Source organism: Coleofasciculus sp. E2-BRE-01 (assembly GCF_040221695.1).
GTDB lineage: Bacteria > Cyanobacteriota > Cyanobacteriia > Cyanobacteriales > Coleofasciculaceae > Coleofasciculus.
Genome location: NZ_JAVKEA010000063.1, coordinates 1 through 18,463, shown reverse-complemented (window position 1 = coordinate 18,463; position 18,463 = coordinate 1). Strand labels below are relative to the sequence as shown.

Genomic DNA, 18,463 nt, shown 5'->3' with positions numbered 1-18,463 from the left:
TGATGAATTAACCATTAGCCCCAAAACCGTAGGGGCGCATGGCGTGCGCCCGGTTTAACCCTTCGACTTCGCGGCAATTGAGCCTGTCGAAATTCAGGGTTAAACGTCAAATCTATTCCACAATTTTAGCTGTTCCTTGATCCGGTACAGAAAAACATTGAATATTACCCTTGTGTTTGTCCACGATAATCTGGTGGCTAATTGCTAACCCCAAACCTGTACCACTTCCTACAGGTTTAGTCGTAAAAAATGGGTCAAATATTTTTTCTTGTATTTCCTCACTCATGCCGATTCCATTATCAGAAATCCGAATCACAATAAACTTGGAGGAGAAACCAATAGAATCTAAACAGTCATCATCTGCTTCTGCTTTACCCATTTCTTCCTTCCCGTCTACCTTCGTCTTACTTTGCCTGAGTTCGGTGCTAATTCTAATCGTGGGAACGAATCCTAATTGGGAATTGTAAAATTTGCTATCGGTTTGCAACGCATCAATCGCATTTTCCAGCACCATCATAATGACTTGATTTAATTGATTGGCGTAACAGGTAAGCAAGGGAATTTGACTATACGCTTTAATCACTTGAATATTAGTTTCACGCAATCGGTGTTCCATCAAAACCAGCGTTGTATCAATGCCCACATGAATATTCACCGCTTTCAGTTTGGCTTCATCTAACCCCGAAAATCGTCGCAGTGACTTGACAATCTGATGAATTCGATTCACACCGACATTCATTGAGTTCATCAATTGGGGTAGATCCTCTTGTAAAAACTCTAATTCAATGTCTTCAATACAATCTTGAATCTCGGAATGATGATTCGGGCAAACATCCTGGTAAAGTTGGATTAATTTAATTAAATCATTGAAATATTGACGAGCGATGGGAATATTCCCAGCAATAAATGTAGCTGGATTGTTAATTTCGTGGGCGACTCCGGCAACCATTTGCCCCAGACTGGACATTTTTTTAGATTGCACCAGTTGAGATTGCGTCTGTTTTAATTCCGATAATGTCAGTTTTAATTCTCGTGCTTTTTGCCGTTTTCGTGCTTCCGATTGTTGTAATTCTGCTTCCGCTTGCAGGCGTTCTAGTTCCGCCCCAGCACGGGCAATAAATATCTGTAAAATCATCCGTTTTTCAACGCTTAACGGCATCATTTTATCGTCTAATACTGTTAAAATACCGACCAGCTTTCCCTCGGAATCTTTCAAGGGACTGCCAAAGTAGCTGTGGACATTAATCTCTTGTAAAAAGTGATCCTGGGGAAATAGTTGTTGCAAGTTTTTAGGATAGTGGCAAGCCTTACCCGCAAATACATTTTCACAGGGAGTATCTTTTAAATCATATTCAATGTTTTCACTCCAGGTTTCACCCGTCCAATAGGATGATGTGCGAACTCGTGTTCCTGCAGGATTGGCAAAGGTGGAAATAAAGGCGTAACGAACTTGGAGAACTTCCGCTAAATAACGCACACAAGAACGCAGAAATTTATCTCCTGTGGTGGCGGCGGTTCCTTCTACGATTAATCGCAATGCTTCTTGTCGCCGTTTGCGTTCGGTCATATCCACGGCAATTCCGAAGAGTTGAATCACTTGCCCTTGGTCATTGATAATCGCTTCTCCTCTAGATTCAACATAGCGAATTTGCCCATTAGGGCGTATGACTCGAAACTCGATATCGTAAGGTTCTCCTGAGGCGATCGCCTCCTGGACGGTTTCTTTAAATAGAGGTTGATCATCCGGATGAATGCGTTGGATAATGTCCTCATAGGTAATCGCTGACGAATTGGGATCAAGTCCAAAGATACGATATTTTTCCCTTGACCAAGTAACTTTTTGGGTGCGGACATCAAATTCCCAACTCCCGATTTGGGCAATTCTTTGGGCTTGCAAGAGTGACGCTTCACTTTTACGCAGTTGGACTTCAGTGTTTTGGCGTTCTTGGATTTCCTGGGTTAACCGGGCATTATCTTGCTTCAGTTGCCGTTGTAATCGTAAGATGTGTAACTGATTCTCGATTCGGGCTAAAACTTCTTGGGTTTCAATGGGTTTACTGATATAGTCAGCCGCCCCAATTTCAAACGCTTTTACTTTATCAAAAGATTTGTTTAGGGCGCTGATAAAAATGATCGGAATAGTTTGGCTTTCCGGATTGGCTTTTAACTGTTGACAGACTTGATACCCATCTATATCGGGCATTAAAATATCGAGTAAAATTAAGTCAGGCTGCATGATGTCAACAGACTGAAGTGCCTGTCGCCCATTCAGGGATACTCTGACGGTATATCCTTGTTCGGTTAAAAGTTTTCGTAAGACCCTTAAATTGTCAGGAGAGTCATCAACGATTAAAATTGTTTCTTTTGAAAATTTGTTCTGAGAAACTGACATTTGGGAGGCAGGAAACAAGGCTGTCAACATAAATATTGGTTAAGTTTCAGATTTATTGTACTCAATTACTGTATAAAAAACAACAAGTGACAAGCTTTGATCAGCTCTAATTAGCTTTTGCTTTTTTTGTGCCCTTAAAATTTAGTGGTAGTCGTAACTAAAATTCATTCTGTTATCCTAATTTTCCAGAATGTTGCACCCTATCTGACCCCTCGAAACGATAATCTAGGGGGTAGATTCGTTTCACGATTCAAGCGGCAGAGTATCAGAGTCTGAATTTCTGAGATTCTGTCACATTAATCATCACGTTAGCGTTTTGACCCGGAGGGTTTATTTCTTTAAATTATATTAAGAATATCTTAATTCAAAGTCAATTATACGGCAAATATCTCAGACACTTGATCAAAATATTTACAAAATATTTACAAAACTGCCGCTTCTGTGAAGATTCTGTAAGCTGGGAAGGTTCAAAAGACTCAATCCGCTAGGGTTCTGATTTATGGCTGGTGGGCAATGCCCACCCTACTGGCTCACCGATTTGATGGGCGCACGCCATGCGCCCCTACATTGGGATTGGTTGGGTTTCGACTTCGCTCAACCCAAGGGAATTTAGGACTGAGGTTCCCTAACTACAAGCCGATTAAGCTTAATAGCTTCTCCAACTCGAACTGATTCGTCAACTCAGCCAAGGCGTTGGCAAGGGACTCGTGAGAGGTGCGAATTTCCTCAATCCGACTCAGCATTAACTCAATATCACCCAATATTGTCGCTTGGTGGAATGCTTCTAACCATTCGGCGGGTAAGACAGCTAGAGAGTCTGGGGTTAAGGAATAGGCTGGGGTTTGGCTGGGTGGGGTTGATGCAGTTATATCTTCATAAACATAGTTCACACCCAGATGGTGGTGAATCGCGTCAAAAATCTCCCTATCGCGGAAAGGTTTGCGGATAAATCCATCACATCCTATGGAGAGGGTAACTTCTTTTTGGGAGTTGAGTATGCTAGCAGTAACGGCAATAATCACCGTGGCTTGACCTTGAGTTGTGGCTTTGATCCGTTGTGTGGCTTCATACCCATCCATAATCGGCATCCGCATATCCATAAAGATTAGATGCGGTTGCCAACTTTGCCAAATCGCGATCGCGTCTTTGCCATTCGTCGCTTCTTGGAGGAGAAATCCCAGGGGATTGAGGAGTTGGATCAGCAGTTTGCGGTTATCTACGCGATCGTCAACAATTAGAATTCGATAACAGGGTTGGTTAGGTTCTAAAGCAATAATACGCCGTTGAGGGTGTTGGCTGGGAACTTGGCTGGCGTCGGCTAATTTAACCCTAATCTCAAACCTAAAAACAGTACCCTGTTCCACTTGAGACGCCACCGTCATATCACCGCCCATGAGTCGGACAAATTCACGGCTAATCGATAACCCTAATCCTGTTCCTTCCTGATGCTGTTTCCCAGTTTTACTTTGAATAAACGCATCAAAAATAGTCTCTAATTCCGCCGCCGCCATTCCCGCGCCTGTATCTTCAACTTCAAACTGGAGGGAAATCTCGTCAGGTTCATTAGCGGTAGGAGTTTCCCCGACATCAATACCTCGTGACACTCTCACCGATATCCCCCCTTCCTGGGTAAATTTAAAGGCGTTCGAGAGTAAATTAATCAACACCTGGCGCAGTTTCACCGCATCAGTTTGTACATATTGAGGCACTTGACTGGAGTAATCAAGCAGTAACTGTAATCCCTTGTCCCTTGCCTTAATTTGGAACAGGGTTTCTACATCGTGCAACAAGGCATACAGGTCAAAAACGGTCTGATTGAGGGTGATCCGCCCTGCTTCAATTTTGGATAAGTCTAACACCTGGTTAATCAGCATCAGTAGATGTTCGCTACTGCGGTAAATAATCTGAAGATTCTCTTGATAATCAGCCGGAAACGTACTGCTGCGCTGCATCAGTTGAGTAAACCCCATAATCGCATTCAAGGGGGTTCGCAATTCGTGACTCATATTCGCCAAGAAGGTACTTTTCGCCCGGTTCGCTGTTTCAGCCGTGTCTTTGGCTTCTGTTAACGCCAGTTCGATTTGTTTGCGATCGGTAATATCTTCCGCAATCCCGACAAAGCGGTAAGTATTTTGATGAGGAACCGGAAATGAACGGGCGTGAATCCAGCGGATTTCTCCATTGGGTCGAGTAATCCGATAAACGTGATCAAAGTCAGTAGCATCCTGTAATTGTCGTTCCATCGCAGCAACTGTTGAAGGATAGTCCTCTGGGAAAACGAAGTCTAACCAAGAACGAGGATTGTTATACAAACTTTGACGAGTTCTCTGCCAAATTTGTTCGTAGGCGGGGTTGATATAGAGCATTTCTCCGGTGTTAGAGAGAATAAAGAAAACATCTTGGATATTTTCTGCCAGTTGGCGGAATTTTTCTTCACTCTCTCGTAACTGTTCCTCGATCAATTTACGTTCGCTAATATCCTGTAACGTGCCAAACAGTTGAACCACTTGTCCCGATGAATTAAATACGGCTTCTCCCTTTGCCAAAACATACCGCATTGAACCATCACTCAGGAAAATTCGCTGTTCATACTCGTATGATTTCCCTTGCATTATGGCTTGTTCAACATTATGCTGAAACTGGGCAACATCATCAGGATGGATTTGTTGCAAAAGCTTTTCGTAGCTAGGTTCACCCTGGCTCGGATCACGTCCATAAATTCGGAATACTTCATCCGACCAACTAATTTTTTTACTATTTACATCGAATGACCAATTGCCCAAATGAGCGAGGCGTTGGGCTTCATTAAGTTCTACTGTTCGTTCCCGAACTTGAGTCGTTAAATTCTGGTTATAGTCGGCTAAAATTTGCTCGACTTGCTTACGTTCCGTGATATCGAAAAATGTGGCGATCGCGGCGACAATGGTTCCGGTTTCATCCCAGATTGGCGTGCCATAGACTTCCAGCGGAATCGTGCGATCGGGTAAGCGAATTTCTATATTATCAATTCTCACTTTTTCACCCTGAAACGCCCGAACTAGGGGCATTTCTTCTACGGGATACAAATTTTCACCTCCCGCCTGATAAACGTGAAACGTTTCTGATAAGTCTGCGGTTTTGGCTTCCGGTAAGGTGTCGATCCCCAGTAATTGCTTTGATGTCTGATTCGCGTAGATAATTTGTCCGCTAATATCATGAACGGATACACCAACTGGAATCGCTTCTAGGATTTGATTCAGGCGGCTTTCACTCTCAACTAATGCCCTATTTAGAGTCTGAAGTTCCGTAAACGAGGATTGTAGTTGAGTTGCCATCTGAGCAAAGGAGTTCGCCAATTCTCCGACTTCATCCTGGCGCTGGATTACAACAGGTTTGTCCCATTCTCCTTGAGCAAGGTTTTTGGCAGTTTTGTTTAACTTGAGTAGCGGCTGAGTTATCCAACGGGCGGTGATAATCCCCACCCCTGTAGCGATAATGAGAGTGGCGAGACAAAGAATAATTGTCGTGCGGGTATTTGCATAAATTTGCGCCATAAATTCCGACTCTGGCACAACAGTGACAATCAACCAATCCAAGCCATAGTCATCTTGATAGGGGTCAACGTGAACAAACTGGCGTTGGGATTGCGTTTGGGTGGAATCCTCGTAGAAAAAGGTAAAATTGGCGTGTTGAATTGATGCTAGATTATCCTCTTGATTGAGTAAAGCTTGCATCGTCGCCCGCGTTAATTTATGGCCACTTTCAGTGGCTTTGAGCCGGATGAGTTGTTTGCCCTGAATATTTTTGACAAAAGCCTTTTCTTTCGTTGAGGTGGCGACCAAATCCCCAGAACGTTCTATAATAAATACTTGTCCAGAGGTAGAAATGTCTAACTTGGTCAAGAAAGAACTGATAAAAGAAAGAATATAAACACCATAAAAAATACCTTTCGATCTGTTATTCTGATCAACAGGTGTGGATATGTTTATTGCGGCAACAGGCGTCCCGATCAATGGATGGATTTCTGTCCAAATTAGTTTATTTTCCTGAATTGTTTCTTCATACCACATTCGTTCTCTTGCGTCCCAGTTGGGCAGCAGTTGAGCAGTGTCAATCACTTGACCCGCTTCATCGAGTAGGGAATAGATTCGCGTTCCTGGTGCAGTCCCTTTTAACTCAGCTTTAATATAAGAACCTGGAGGAGAAACTATACCTAACTTATCGTGTGCCACGCCAATAAACCTTCCTGTGGAACTCGCATAGGCTAGTGCAGTCGGAGCATCAGATACCTGCATTTATCGCCAGAGTCGCCAGTAAACTTGATCAACATCGGTTAGATCTAAATCTCCTTGTTCCACAGCTAATCGATTCAGAGTAACAAATTGACGAGATTGGTCAAAATAACTGTTGACGCGATCGCTAACTCGTTCGGCGGTTTCTTCAAGTAATTTGTTTGCTAGATCTTCAACGGCTTTTTGCCCACTGCGATAGGACAAATATCCCACTAATCCCACCGCCGTGACAATTTGTAAAACGAAGGGAACAATTAGAACAGTTTTCAGAGAAAATGGGCGAATTTTTTTGAGTACAGATCGCATAAGTCGTCGTTGTGTCGAGTATCTTATGGTGTATTACTTTTGTGTAAGACGCTACCCTAAATAGTAAATAGTAGTATTATACTGATCCGCTAAACTGATGTGCATTAAAATGGCGTAATTCCCCGTACCTGATTTCCGATTGCCTCAAAGGACAAGTGACAAATGACAAATGACAAAATTCTCAGTTGGCAAGACATCCGCAACCACCTAAAGCACCCTTTGATTCTAGCAACTCCGGTAACCTTACACATCTTCCGCCATGCTCAAAGCACTGTCAATGCCGAAAAGCGAATTGCGGGTTCTCAAGATGTAGACATAACGCCGCAAGGCGAAGCACAAGCCAAGGTATTAGGAACTCAACTTGATCCAGAGTACAATTTAGCCTTTGCCTCTGGATTAAAACGCGCCTATAAAACCTTAGATATTGCGATAAATAGCGGCAATATTAGCGTGGGCAGTATCCACAAAGATAAGCGACTGAATGAACGGAATTTAGGCGTATTAGAAGGAGGCAAACTCAGATTTATTCCTGAATATGCGGCTGGCGATTTAAATTATGCCCCGGAAAATGGCGAAAGTTATGCCCAATTAGCCCAACGAATTTTCTCGTTTTTGATTGATCTGGCTCAAATGACACAAACGAGTGAGGTGAATAAGGTTCTGATTTGTAGTCACATTGGTTCAATCCGGATTCTGGTGGGCATCATCACGGAAAATACCAGTTCGGTGGATGTATTGGGTCAGAGATTTGGTAATACTGAGTTGATGAAATTGGATTGGCATCGTTTAATTATTCCAGATTTTATAGAGAAAGGTGGAATTTTTAAATAAATGAATAGGTAGGGGCGGGTTGAGGAATAAATTGGCGGGAAAACCAATAAATATGTTACAAAGCCCGCCCTGCATTACCGAAAATGTTCAATTCATGGATGCGATCCGCCGGGGATTAGATTTCGTCGTCTGGCGGTGGGGATAGGGCGGGTTTCGTTGTTTGGTTTGAGGTGTTGTCTGATAATTTAATTCCTAAACCCGCCCCTACAGGATTGGGGTGATTGGCGTGCGATCGCCTGAAATATTAGGATAGATTTTGTTATCTGGCGGTGGGGATAGGGCGGGTTTTGTTGTTTGCGGTGTGTATCATGATTTAATCCCTAAACCCGCCCCTACAGGATGGGGATGATTGGCGTGCGATCGCGTGAAATATTAGAATAGATTTCGTGATCTGGTGGTGGGGATAGGGCGGGTTTTGTTGTTTTGTTTGGGGTGTGTGTGATGATTGAATCCCTAAACCCGCCCCGACAATTACCGTTAACCAGGATTGCAGCAACAACCATTTTAGGTGTTTTCTCTCAACCAATCTTGAAACTTCTGTGTCTCTTCCAGCGCCGGATTAATAGAAAACCAATTCCCATAGCGATCGCGGTATTCATAGACGAACATGCTACGCAGTAGTGTGGTGTATTCCACGTCTCCTTTCACTGTCTGTTGTTGTACTACCTGAAACAGTAACTCCCACTCCTCATCATCAATGGATGAGGTGAGGTAATCCCGACTTTCGCGAATCACGCCTTCTAGACAATCCCGCGAGATTGGGGGGTCCATTTGTCGCAAACAGCCAAATAGAAGTCCCAGTAAATTCCGCAGATGCCCACCGCTGATTTGACAGAGACGATCTAAGGTTTCAGTATTATCAAAGACTTCGGGAAGTAAGGCGAATCGTTGTGCTGGGGTATGGTGGGGAAATGCTCTCACTAAGACCATTTGCCGCAATAAATCCATCCCTTCTTTACATTCTGACCCATCCCGTTCGCGCACAGGAACCATGGGTAAAATAGTTGGCGGTAATCCACCCCCTAACCGATTTTTCAGGATTTCCACATCATTGGAAAACGTTAACGATAGCGGAATCGTATAAACAACGTGACAATTCAGTTTCCGTAATTGGTCACCTCGGTCAATAAATAAGTATTCAGGTTGTAAGCGTTCCGAGGGAAGCGGACGATTATCCACCCGATCCAAATTATCGACAATCACGACCAGCCCCGCCTTTCCTCGTCGCCGCAGTTCCTTGGTTGCCCGTCCTAACAGTTCAGTATTAATCGATTCTAAAATACCACTGGTACGGGGTTCTAGATATTCCCGTAAGCGGCGGCGGAGTCTGGGGCTTTCTTTGGTTTTGGCGGTAATTTTACCAATGCCAATCGAGAGTTCAGCTTCGGCATTTAGTTCAATCGGCGTTTGCAGGAAGTCGGCAATTTCACTAAACAGATTGGCAAAATAACCAGGCTTGAGTTTAATTTTAATCGCTTCTAAACTTTCACTGACCCGACCCGCTACACTGAGGAGAATATCCGTAATATCGACATCCGCCATATCCAAGTCTTGGGAGGACTCAAAGTAAACCACATAATATCCCTGCTTTTCTAACTCGGCTTTGAGTCGCAGCAATTCGGTGGACTTCCCGCAGCCAATATGACCTGTAAACAGTTGGCAAGTGGGTTCATCGGGGGAAATTAAGGCAATGGTGCGTCGCAGTGACTGAATAATTCGATTCCCTCTCACTGGGGAAAAATCAATATAATACTGCTGATCTTCAACTTCCCCTACGGTTAAGGGCTTGCTTGGATTGCACGCTTTATAAAATCTCGGTAGATCTAGTCCCATAAGTCCTCATCGTCCTGATTCTATTGTCGTTGAAAGACACGGCATCTCGCCACGCGATCGCACTTGTTGCATTATCCTGGTTATCCTCGTCGTCACAATAACCCGCCCACCGACAGGTTTTGGGTTTTTCTTTCCTAGCAGCCAGGAAAAATGGGGGAGACTCTTGCCTATCGAGTGTAACCTGAGACGTTCTCGGGCGAGAGCTGGAAAATACGAACGCTTGATTTGCTATACTTCCAGAATGCGCTAAACTGTGACCTGCCTCAAGCAGTAAAATAGGGAACAGGAGGCTGACACTCAATAGTCGTTTATTCATTTTTTCCTACAAATTGCTAGATCGATGTGAGGATTGCGATTACTCTTCCATCCGTTTTCTCTTCACTATTCTGGACGCCTGACCCGAAATCAGGATACTATAGGTGTCTTGTTGTCAAGAAATTATCAGGATTGGGGACAGGTGACGTTGGTTAAGAAATGTAACGACACTCGCGATCGCACATATAATTCAAGACCTAATCCTGAGTAATAGACAGAGACTCATCCCCAGTTTGGCTGTTGGCTAAACTGAGGTGTTAGGTCTAACCATCCTTAACTAATCAGGAGTTACAATAGTATCTATGAAAAATTATTTAGGAGCGGTTATGGGTACGCCACGTCGAACGTTCCGCAAATTTACTCCCGTGCTTCTCAGTGTAACGCTATGTTGGACAACGCTGGCTTGTCAGAATTCAACTAACTATTCTCAGTCTGTAAGACAGCAAAACACTAACACAGTATCGTCTCAAACTCGACTCACGAATGGGAAGTATCCTCTCCAGCAAGTGACCTACAATGACGCCAATGGGCAGTATACCTTATTTTTAATGAACTCTACACCCCCGGTGTACAGCACAACGAACCCGCAAATGATACCCCTGACGCCAGAGGAACTCAATGCTGGGGAACAAAGTTATCTGCAAATGCAGAATAACCAAGCGGTGTTGCATTTGAGTCCAGAGTTTCAGATTGAATATATCCACGCGGTTACTGAACCCGCCGGGAACAATGAAATGGTAATTGTGCGGGAGGAATCAACCTATTGGCAACCCTTTGAGAGTGACGGGGAGATTGAGATTGAACTGGACTTTTATTCTCCTCGATACTATATTCCACCTCCCTATCGATCAGGTCAAGTGCTTCATAGTGGCTATCATGCCTCAAGTTATGACCAAGCGGTCACGAAATATAAAAGCAACCACAACACACCACCGCCTGCGGTACGGAACAATCAGTTACGCACATCGGGAGTCTTACGAAAGTCAACTACAACTCCAAGAACCTCACCCGCATCCACGAATTCATCCAGTACAACCCCATCAACGCCAACGGATAAATCGAGAACGCCTCAAGCTTCACCGGGAACAACAAATCCAACTACAACCACTCAATCTGCACCAACATCGACAGGTTCCTCAACAAGTTCCTCCCCGTCTTCATCAGGTAGCAGAACCACGGGTTCGGGTTATGGAAGTAGTAATTTAAGACAGTCTAGCCAATCGAAACCTAAGCCAAGTTCATCCCGAAATCGTTCCTCTGGTTTTGGCAGTAGTAATAGTCGGTCTTCTGGGTCAAAGAAAAAACGCTGATTGTCTCGTATAGCAATTTTTGAGAGGTTGAACCCACAGAATTATAGCGATTCTCTTGTGCTAATGGTACAAACAAAACTGTTGCCTATTCCCTATTCCCTATTCCCTATTCCCTCTCCCCACCACAAGACTTATTCAGCAACCCCTAATTATGGATAATGATTTAGTTCTTTTTCTAGCAGGTGTTAGCTGTCTCATCCTCTATTTAGTCTTCTCAGCGCTAACGGAGATGGGGACAAAGCTTCCCTGGAAAAAATAACGGGAATCCTGGCGATTCAAGTCGCTGCTACACAAACTTGCGTCCGCAAGGTAAGGACTGGATTATCTAGATTATAAATTATAAAGTCAACATCGTTTCATCAATGGTAAGCTAATACTAGGAGTTATCCTTTGCGTATAAATCATCAGACAACAGCCACTCAAGCTCTAACCTTAGAGGAGTTTCTGAACCTCCCAGAAACTCAACCACCATCAGAATTTATCAATGGAGACATTATTCAAAAACATACACCGCAGGGTCAACATAGTCTGATTCAGATTGAATTATGCAAAGCTATTGATCGAGTCGCTAAACCCAACAAAATTGCCAAGGCATTCCCGGAACTCCGCTGCACCTTTGGCGGTGATTCTATCATTCCTGATATCGCCGTGTTTCGTTGGGCAAGAATACCGATTGAACCATCTGGCAAAATTGCCAATCGCTTTGAAATCCATCCCGATTGGGCAATAGAAATTCTTTCTCCAGATCAAAGACAAACCAAAGTCCTCAGCAATCTCCTCCACTGTTCCCGCCACGGTACTGAATTCGGATGGTTAATTGATCCAGAAGTAGAAAGTATCCTGGTTATCGATTCTACCCAGCGTGTGGAACTACTTTCCGGAACGTCTAGGTTACCTATCCTCAGGGAAATTGAATTAGAACTAACCGTTGATCAGGTTTTTGATTGGTTAACTTTGGGATGATTTGTCATTTGAGAGGGAACTCGGCAACTAAAAAAAGTTAACTACTAATTACAATTTGACTTAAGCGCTTCAAAATTTTGAGAACGCTGTACAAATCTCCAGGGTTGCGAGTCGCTAATAAGTTTGATGTCGCGTATTGGGGATAGTCTTCCTGAACACATTTGACAAATATGAACGTTCCTCCACTGGTAATCATGCCATAGCTAGGTTTTTCTGGATTGGGATTTCCTAGCATATACGCCAACATTTGGGCAAGTCCGGCTTCAATGGAATAGGAGGCTCGTTTCGACTCGATAACCATGACCCAAAGCTGGTTTTTTAAGACTAATGTATCAATTCTTCCCCTGATAATTACACCATCATCTTCCTCGATAATATCAATGGATTGTTCGGATTTAACGTAAAAGGGAGCCAGATAAAAATCACCAATGAAGAGAATAGGGTCTAAGACAGCCATTCTCACCACATCCTCTAGTAATGGTGGATAGTTAAGCAGATTGAGATAACCCGCTTTTACTTTGTCTAATTGTTGTTTGTCGGAATCAGATAGATCGGATAAATCTTCCTGCCACTCTGGAAAAATTTGGTTGTTTTCAACCAGTTGGAGTCTATGGTTTTCTATGAGATAGCGTAAATTCATATCTTGGGCTTGAATGATTTGAACCATAACGAGTGAGTGAAATTTATTCTTTGTTTCCCGTTCTATAATACCCGTCGATGGAATCTAATCTTTTAAGTAGGTGGACAGATTATGTCACGCTGCGAACTAAAATAACGGTACTCTTAACCCGCCGCGCGATCGCTTCCGGTATATTCTCCTGAATCATTAGCTGTAATAGCCCTTCCCGACTTGCGCCTAAAACCACGACATCACATAATTGGTTATTGGCGATATAAACCACCGCATCAGAAACCTCACTGGCGCGAATGGGAATCCGGCGAATCCGACCCTCGATTTGTTTCTTTAAAAAGTCGCTAGCTTCTTCTATGGCGGTTGTATCCGTAATCGTATCTTCTGGATCAAAGACTTGGCATAATCGAATATCAGGTGGTTTACTACTTAAGGGAATTAACGCTGGCAAAAATTCCAAAGCGCGTTGCGAATTGGGACCCCCTGCGATGGGAATCAACCAACGCTGAAAGAAGGGAGGGATATAAGGCGGATGCATCATTTCACCCAATTTAACCACCATCACATCACAGGGCGCTTGTCGAATTACCCCATCCACTACCCCGCCAAAAATGCGTCCAGGGGTTGATGTTGAGCCTTTCCACCCCATCATCATCAAATTAATATGTCGTTCTTTAATGGTGTCTAGAATCGCTTGAGTAATATCCTGACTCACCCGTATTTGAGTGTGAACGGGTACATGCCAATCTCGTCCCCACTTTTCCGCCTGACGTAATAACCGACGAATTTTTGTTGTTTTTACTGGCGTTTCAGCAGGAGACGTGCTGCGGGAGACGAGAATCACTTGTAGACATTCCAATTCATAGTCGCGATCGCGGGCGATGGCGGCGGCAAGTTTGACTAATATCGGGGCGGTTTGGGGATTAGCGATGGGAACTAATAACCGTCCTCGTCCCGTTTCTGGCGATCGGGTTTGATAAACTACATAAGAGGGTTCTGATTGTGATCTAGTCTGAGTTGTCTTACTATCAAGTTGATCCAATTCCGCCCGAATAATATCGCTGCGGGTAATAATTCCTAATAACTTACGCCCTTCAGTGACTGGGAGGCGACTGAGGTGGTAACGGTTGAGCAGATAAAGCACATCGACTAAACTCGCTGTCGGCTTCACCGTTATCGGGTGCGATGTCATAATCTCTGCTAGGGGTGTGGTGCCGGGAAACGGACAACGGGGCGGATTGCCTTGCATTTTTGTCGCCTGTGTAAGATCTGATTGACTAATAATCCCCACTAGCGTCCCTTCATCTACCACAGGAAACCCTTGATGCGTCGAACGAGATACCATCTGCAAGGCGTCCTCCAGAGTCATGTGCAGCGATAAGGTTTCCACCTGTCGTTGCATCAAATCCTCTGCTGTTAACCCAACCAATGAACCCTTGTCTACTTTTTGAGTGGGGGAGGTATACCCTCTCCATTCCAACAGACGCTGATAAAGTGAGCCTTTGGAGAGTTGATCAGCGATCAGATAAGACACCACACAGGTGATCATCAACGGTAAAACTAGATTAAAATCCGCCGTAATCTCGAAGATGATTACGATCGCGGTTATAGGAACCTTAGATACGGCACTAAAAAACGCGCCCATTCCGGCTAAGGCGTAAGTCGTCGGTTCCCCAACCCCTAAAAACGACAACTTGGCGACGCCGATCAGATAACCGAGGGCAGAACCCAAAACCAATGACGGGTGAAATAACCCCCCAGGAGCGCCTGAACCATAAGATAAGATTGCGAGAAAAAAGTAGGTCACTAGAGCAAGGCTAGTGAACTGCCAACTGGCGTCCCCAGTAATTAATAACTCCCGTAAGCCGCTATTATTGCGGAACGCTGGGGGTAATAGAGAAACTAAACACCCACAGATTAATCCCGCTAGCCCCATTTTCACCGCCAAGGAGACATGAAAGCGGCGCTGTAGGGTCAGGGAAAACAGAATTCCTCGATTAAATAAGGTTGCCAGTAATCCAGCTAAAACACCCAGGAGTAAATAAAAGGGAATCTCCGGAGCGGAAAAACTGGTAGTTGTTTCACCCCATTCCAGGTTCAGGTCGAGACTACGCCCCCCTAAAATCCGAGAAATCACCGCACCGATAAACGAGGCGAGAATTGCCGTTCCTAGAGTTAACCCAGAAAAATCATGGAGTAACTCCTCAACCACAAACAAAATACCCGCAATTGGCGTATTAAATCCCGCCGCTAAACCCGCCGCCGCCCCTGCTGAAATGATCTGTCGTCGATGGCTGGGGGATGTGGGAAACCAACGGCTAAATTGAGCCGCCAACGCTGCACCAATATGCACCGTGGGTCCTTGGCGTCCCAGAGTAAGTCCTCCCGCGATCGCGAAAATACTGCTGAGGAGTTTAACCACCGCCACCCGCAAATCAAGAGCGATGGGATATTGAGCAAGTGCGGCTTTAATCTGAGGAATACCACTCCCAGAAGCCTCAGGAGCCAAATACTCGACCAAGAATCCAGACAGCGCTCCCAATACCAATCCGAACGCGGGTAAAACTAAAAATGGTGGATATTGTTCAGAAGTTTGAACCCGCCATGAACCGAGCCAACCAATACTGTGTTGGAGTAACACGGCGGATAGCGCAGAAACCACCCCAATTAAACAAGCTTCTGCGATCGCCAAACGTCGCTTGGGCAGTAACCATTGACGTATGGGATTGATCATTGGTCATTGGTCATTGGTCATTTGTCATTGGTCATTTGTCATTTGTCATTTGTCATTGGTCATTGGTCATTGGTCATTGGTCATTTGTCATTTGTCATTCGTTGAAGAATTCTTGCACTCCATTGGGGCGGGTTTAGTGACATCAGGGTGAAAACCAAACGCCAACGGTAAAACCCGCCCCTACAAACAGGACAGGTTTTGCAGCCAATCTAGGGATAACAATCAATATTAGTCCCTAAAGTTGAAACTTGCCCCTACTCTCCCCCAGCTTCGCCAGCTCCCCCAGCTTCCCCAGCTTCCCCAGCTTCCCCAGCTTCCCCTCTCTCCTAACGAGCTAAATCAAAATAGAGGTTTGCTCAGAAGCGGTCACTGAGAGTCCTTCTAAGACTAAGGATGGGGTATAACATGGACCATTCCATTCTGCATCTTCACCTAGGGCAACAATCTGCTTGAGGGCAGTGTAGACATTTCCCGCAACCATAGTGTCTTTTACCCGACCGATGATCGTACCGTTGCAGACGCGATACCCTAAATCTACATTGACAGAAAAGTCTCCAGATATGCCAGCCCCACCACCGAGGATTTGGTCGATCACCAATCCATCATCGAGTTGCATCAGTAAGTCTCTCAATGAGCCTTTACCGGGTTGCACCATGATATTGACTAAACCTGGGGTGGGATAACTGCCTAAGCTGGGACGAAATCCATTCCCTGTACTGCCTGTTCCCAGTAATCGCCCAATGGTGCGATCGCCATAAAATTGTTGCAACTGTCCTTCGCGAATTAATAATAGGGGTCGAGTCGGAGTCCCTTCGTCGTCAAAAGGACAGCTATAGGGACCCGTATTCGGTTGTTGAGATAGGGTAAGGTTGAGGGAACTGACCACTTGACCCAAGCGATCGCTCCAAGGGGAAGCCCTTTCCCACACCTGTTTTCCATTTAATGCGGTTTGGACGGTATCCCAGAGTAAATCGGCGGCTTTGGCGGTGAGCAAAATCGGGACTTGACCGATAGGGGGATAAACGTTATTTTGCGCCCAGTTGAGGCGTTGCTGAATCGCTTGTACGATTTTATCGGCGTTAAGCTGTTCCCGTTGGGTTTGACCATCCGAGACGCATAAAAAGTCATCGCCGCGCACCCATTCGACGGAGACAAAACAGTTGAGTGTGGTGTCGGTGTAGTGACAATCTAAGCCTTGAGAGTTGATCAAGCGGATGGTTTCGGCTTCACATTCCAATTCGGCGGTACACAGAACCTCTGGATTTGCGTCCCGAATTTTAGCGATCGCTTCTTTGCCCATGACGACCAATTCTTCTACCGCCACGGATTTGCCCAAGTCGGGATAACCTTCGGTACGTCCCGGTGTGAGTTCCACCGATTCCGATTCATTCAGAGTGCTAAGGGCAATGGCGCGATCCACTAAGTCTTGGGGATTCACTGCACCATAAGCAACCGCCAATCCGGGACGACCGTTTTTCCATAAGCGTAGCGCCACCCCTTCTGATTGACTACTTTCTAGCCGCTTGAGGCGATTCGCTTCAAAGAGTACAGGTCGAGACAGCGATTGCGACTGATACACCTCAGCATCCTTGGCTCCAGCTTTGAGTGCCAGATCTAGGAGTTGTTCGGAGGACAAAGCGGGTGACAAATTCGGAGACTCCATAATACTTAGGCTTAATGATTCTGTTTATAGTTCCGGCTCATGGTGATAAACCCCTAACCCATTCAGGGCTACGTTAATTCTTGCAATAACCAAAATCCAGCAAAGGTTTCTGAGGTTGGTGTTGACTGCACGGCGAGAAAATGTATGGACTGGGCCTTTTCTTTGGCAGATTCAAAGCCTTGAGCTTCCGCTAGGGTTTGGGCATCGGTGAGGTTGGCTAAAATCCAGCTATCACTAGCACCCGTTTCCAGTAATAACCGAGGAGTGACACCTCCTTGAAATTTAACAAACGCTAGTTCTAAACCCGACATCCACGCGGCTAGAGCTTTGGCGCGATCGGAGAAAATAATCATGCCCGGAATGCGCGTATCGGGAGCCAGATCCATCATGGACAGGGGAAAAGCTTCACCAAAGTCAATGTCCCACTCCTCCATATCAGCAAATGCTTCGGCTTCCAAGCTAACCAATGCCCATTTTTGTCCCTGGATGGCGTCGGGTAAGGGTTGAGGAACTTGAGGTTGGTAGCGCACAAAGGCAGAGGCGGCGGCTGAGGACTGATATCCGGGTTGCTGGGGATAAACGTCCTTGATCCGCTGGTTGAGCCAGTGATCCAGCGTGTATGTGCGACGACTGGCGATCGCGGGAATGCCTAACTCTTGGCAGGCTTTAGTAATCATGTTGTTCATCTGACGCCGGAAAAAGCGAATTTTTGTCGGTGCTTGTCCAGCTTTCGCGATCGCCTCTTCTAGGGATTGCCGCAACCATAAGGAGTTGACCTCCTGGTTGGAGCAAAACTGCGCGTACTGAAATAAGTCGTCTGTGGATTGGTGGATGTTTAAAGGACTATCACAAATTAAGACTTCCCAGAGCTTCTTCTGATTGTCGTCCAAGATTGGACGTGAATAGAAATCGAGTTCCCAAATAATCGTCATGCCAAGACTGTATAATCTAACCCCTCTTCTAATAATACGGGTTAGCGATCCGCTCCCTGAACGATTTATGCCAAGTTGCGGTCAAATCGAGTGGATAGGGGAGATGGGGGAGATGGGGGAGCTGGGGGAGCTGGGGGAGCTGGGGGAGCCTGACAGGTGTAGGTTTTTTACTTTAGGGTGGGGATAAGACAAGGGAGACAAGGAAGGAAAGTAGACAAGGAAGAGAAGAATTGTATAGCTCAAGAAGTATTCGGAGTAAAAACTGTTCGTGGAAATAAACCA

Annotated in this window: 13 protein-coding genes; 4 read left to right on the top strand and 9 right to left on the bottom strand. The window is 45.1% G+C overall.

What is annotated here, in order from left to right; genetic code table 11:
* Positions 1-112: 112 nt before the first annotated feature.
* The 3 genes from RIG66_RS07825 to RIG66_RS07815 form a co-directional block, all read right to left on the bottom strand.
* Positions 113-2,392 carry a response regulator gene (locus RIG66_RS07825; RefSeq protein ID WP_446376820.1) on the bottom strand — a complete coding sequence of 760 codons (2,280 nt, stop codon included), beginning with the start codon at positions 2,390-2,392 and terminating at the stop codon, positions 113-115.
* A gap of 629 nt (positions 2,393-3,021) precedes the next feature.
* Positions 3,022-6,666 (bottom strand): PAS domain S-box protein, encoded by a 3,645-nt coding sequence (locus RIG66_RS07820; RefSeq protein WP_446376818.1) that lies wholly within the window; start codon positions 6,664-6,666, stop codon positions 3,022-3,024.
* A complete protein-coding gene (locus tag RIG66_RS07815) occupies positions 6,667-6,969 on the bottom strand; it encodes a hypothetical protein (protein WP_446376816.1) in 303 nt (100 codons plus the stop codon).
* A gap of 162 nt (positions 6,970-7,131) precedes the next feature.
* Between RIG66_RS07815 and RIG66_RS07810 the strand changes: the two genes are divergently transcribed.
* Positions 7,132-7,800 (top strand): histidine phosphatase family protein, encoded by a 669-nt coding sequence (locus tag RIG66_RS07810; RefSeq protein WP_446376814.1) that lies wholly within the window; start codon positions 7,132-7,134, stop codon positions 7,798-7,800.
* 504 nt (positions 7,801-8,304) lie between these two features.
* On the opposite strand, the gene RIG66_RS07805 is transcribed toward RIG66_RS07810, so the two are convergent.
* Entirely contained in the window at positions 8,305-9,633 is a 1,329-nt protein-coding gene (locus RIG66_RS07805) for an ATP-binding protein (RefSeq protein WP_446376812.1), read from the bottom strand.
* Positions 9,605-9,949 carry a hypothetical protein gene (locus tag RIG66_RS07800; protein ID WP_446376810.1) on the bottom strand — a complete coding sequence of 115 codons (345 nt, stop codon included), beginning with the start codon at positions 9,947-9,949 and terminating at the stop codon, positions 9,605-9,607. The genes RIG66_RS07805 and RIG66_RS07800 overlap by 29 nt, the downstream gene beginning before the upstream one ends.
* A 301-nt stretch (positions 9,950-10,250) precedes the next feature.
* Between RIG66_RS07800 and RIG66_RS07795 the strand changes: the two genes are divergently transcribed.
* Positions 10,251-11,258, top strand: a complete 1,008-nt coding sequence (locus RIG66_RS07795) for a hypothetical protein (protein WP_446376808.1) — start codon at positions 10,251-10,253, stop codon at positions 11,256-11,258.
* 390 nt (positions 11,259-11,648) lie between these two features.
* The gene (locus RIG66_RS07790) at positions 11,649-12,221 is read left to right on the top strand and encodes a Uma2 family endonuclease (protein WP_446376806.1); all 573 of its coding nucleotides are present in this window, start codon (positions 11,649-11,651) and stop codon (positions 12,219-12,221) included.
* A 37-nt stretch (positions 12,222-12,258) separates the two neighbouring features.
* Here the strand turns inward: RIG66_RS07790 and RIG66_RS07785 are convergent, their stop codons facing one another.
* Positions 12,259-12,888 carry a restriction endonuclease subunit R gene (locus RIG66_RS07785; RefSeq protein WP_446376804.1) on the bottom strand — a complete coding sequence of 210 codons (630 nt, stop codon included), beginning with the start codon at positions 12,886-12,888 and terminating at the stop codon, positions 12,259-12,261.
* An 82-nt stretch (positions 12,889-12,970) separates the two neighbouring features.
* Entirely contained in the window at positions 12,971-15,586 is a 2,616-nt protein-coding gene (locus RIG66_RS07780) for a chloride channel protein (protein ID WP_446376802.1), read from the bottom strand.
* On the opposite strand from RIG66_RS07780, the gene RIG66_RS07775 reads away from it, so the two are divergent.
* Positions 15,573-15,737, top strand: coding sequence for a hypothetical protein (locus RIG66_RS07775; protein ID WP_446376800.1), 165 nt, complete (start codon positions 15,573-15,575; stop codon positions 15,735-15,737). The two genes, RIG66_RS07780 and RIG66_RS07775, sit on opposite strands and share 14 nt — an antisense overlap.
* Positions 15,738-15,920: 183 nt before the next feature.
* On the opposite strand, the gene RIG66_RS07770 is transcribed toward RIG66_RS07775, so the two are convergent.
* Positions 15,921-17,249, bottom strand: coding sequence for a TldD/PmbA family protein (locus RIG66_RS07770; RefSeq protein ID WP_446376798.1), 1,329 nt, complete (start codon positions 17,247-17,249; stop codon positions 15,921-15,923).
* 68 nt (positions 17,250-17,317) lie between these two features.
* On the bottom strand, positions 17,318-18,181 hold the full coding sequence (locus RIG66_RS07765; RefSeq protein WP_446376796.1) for a Tab2 family RNA-binding protein: 864 nt from the start codon (positions 18,179-18,181) through the stop codon (positions 17,318-17,320).
* Positions 18,182-18,463: the final 282 nt, after the last annotated feature.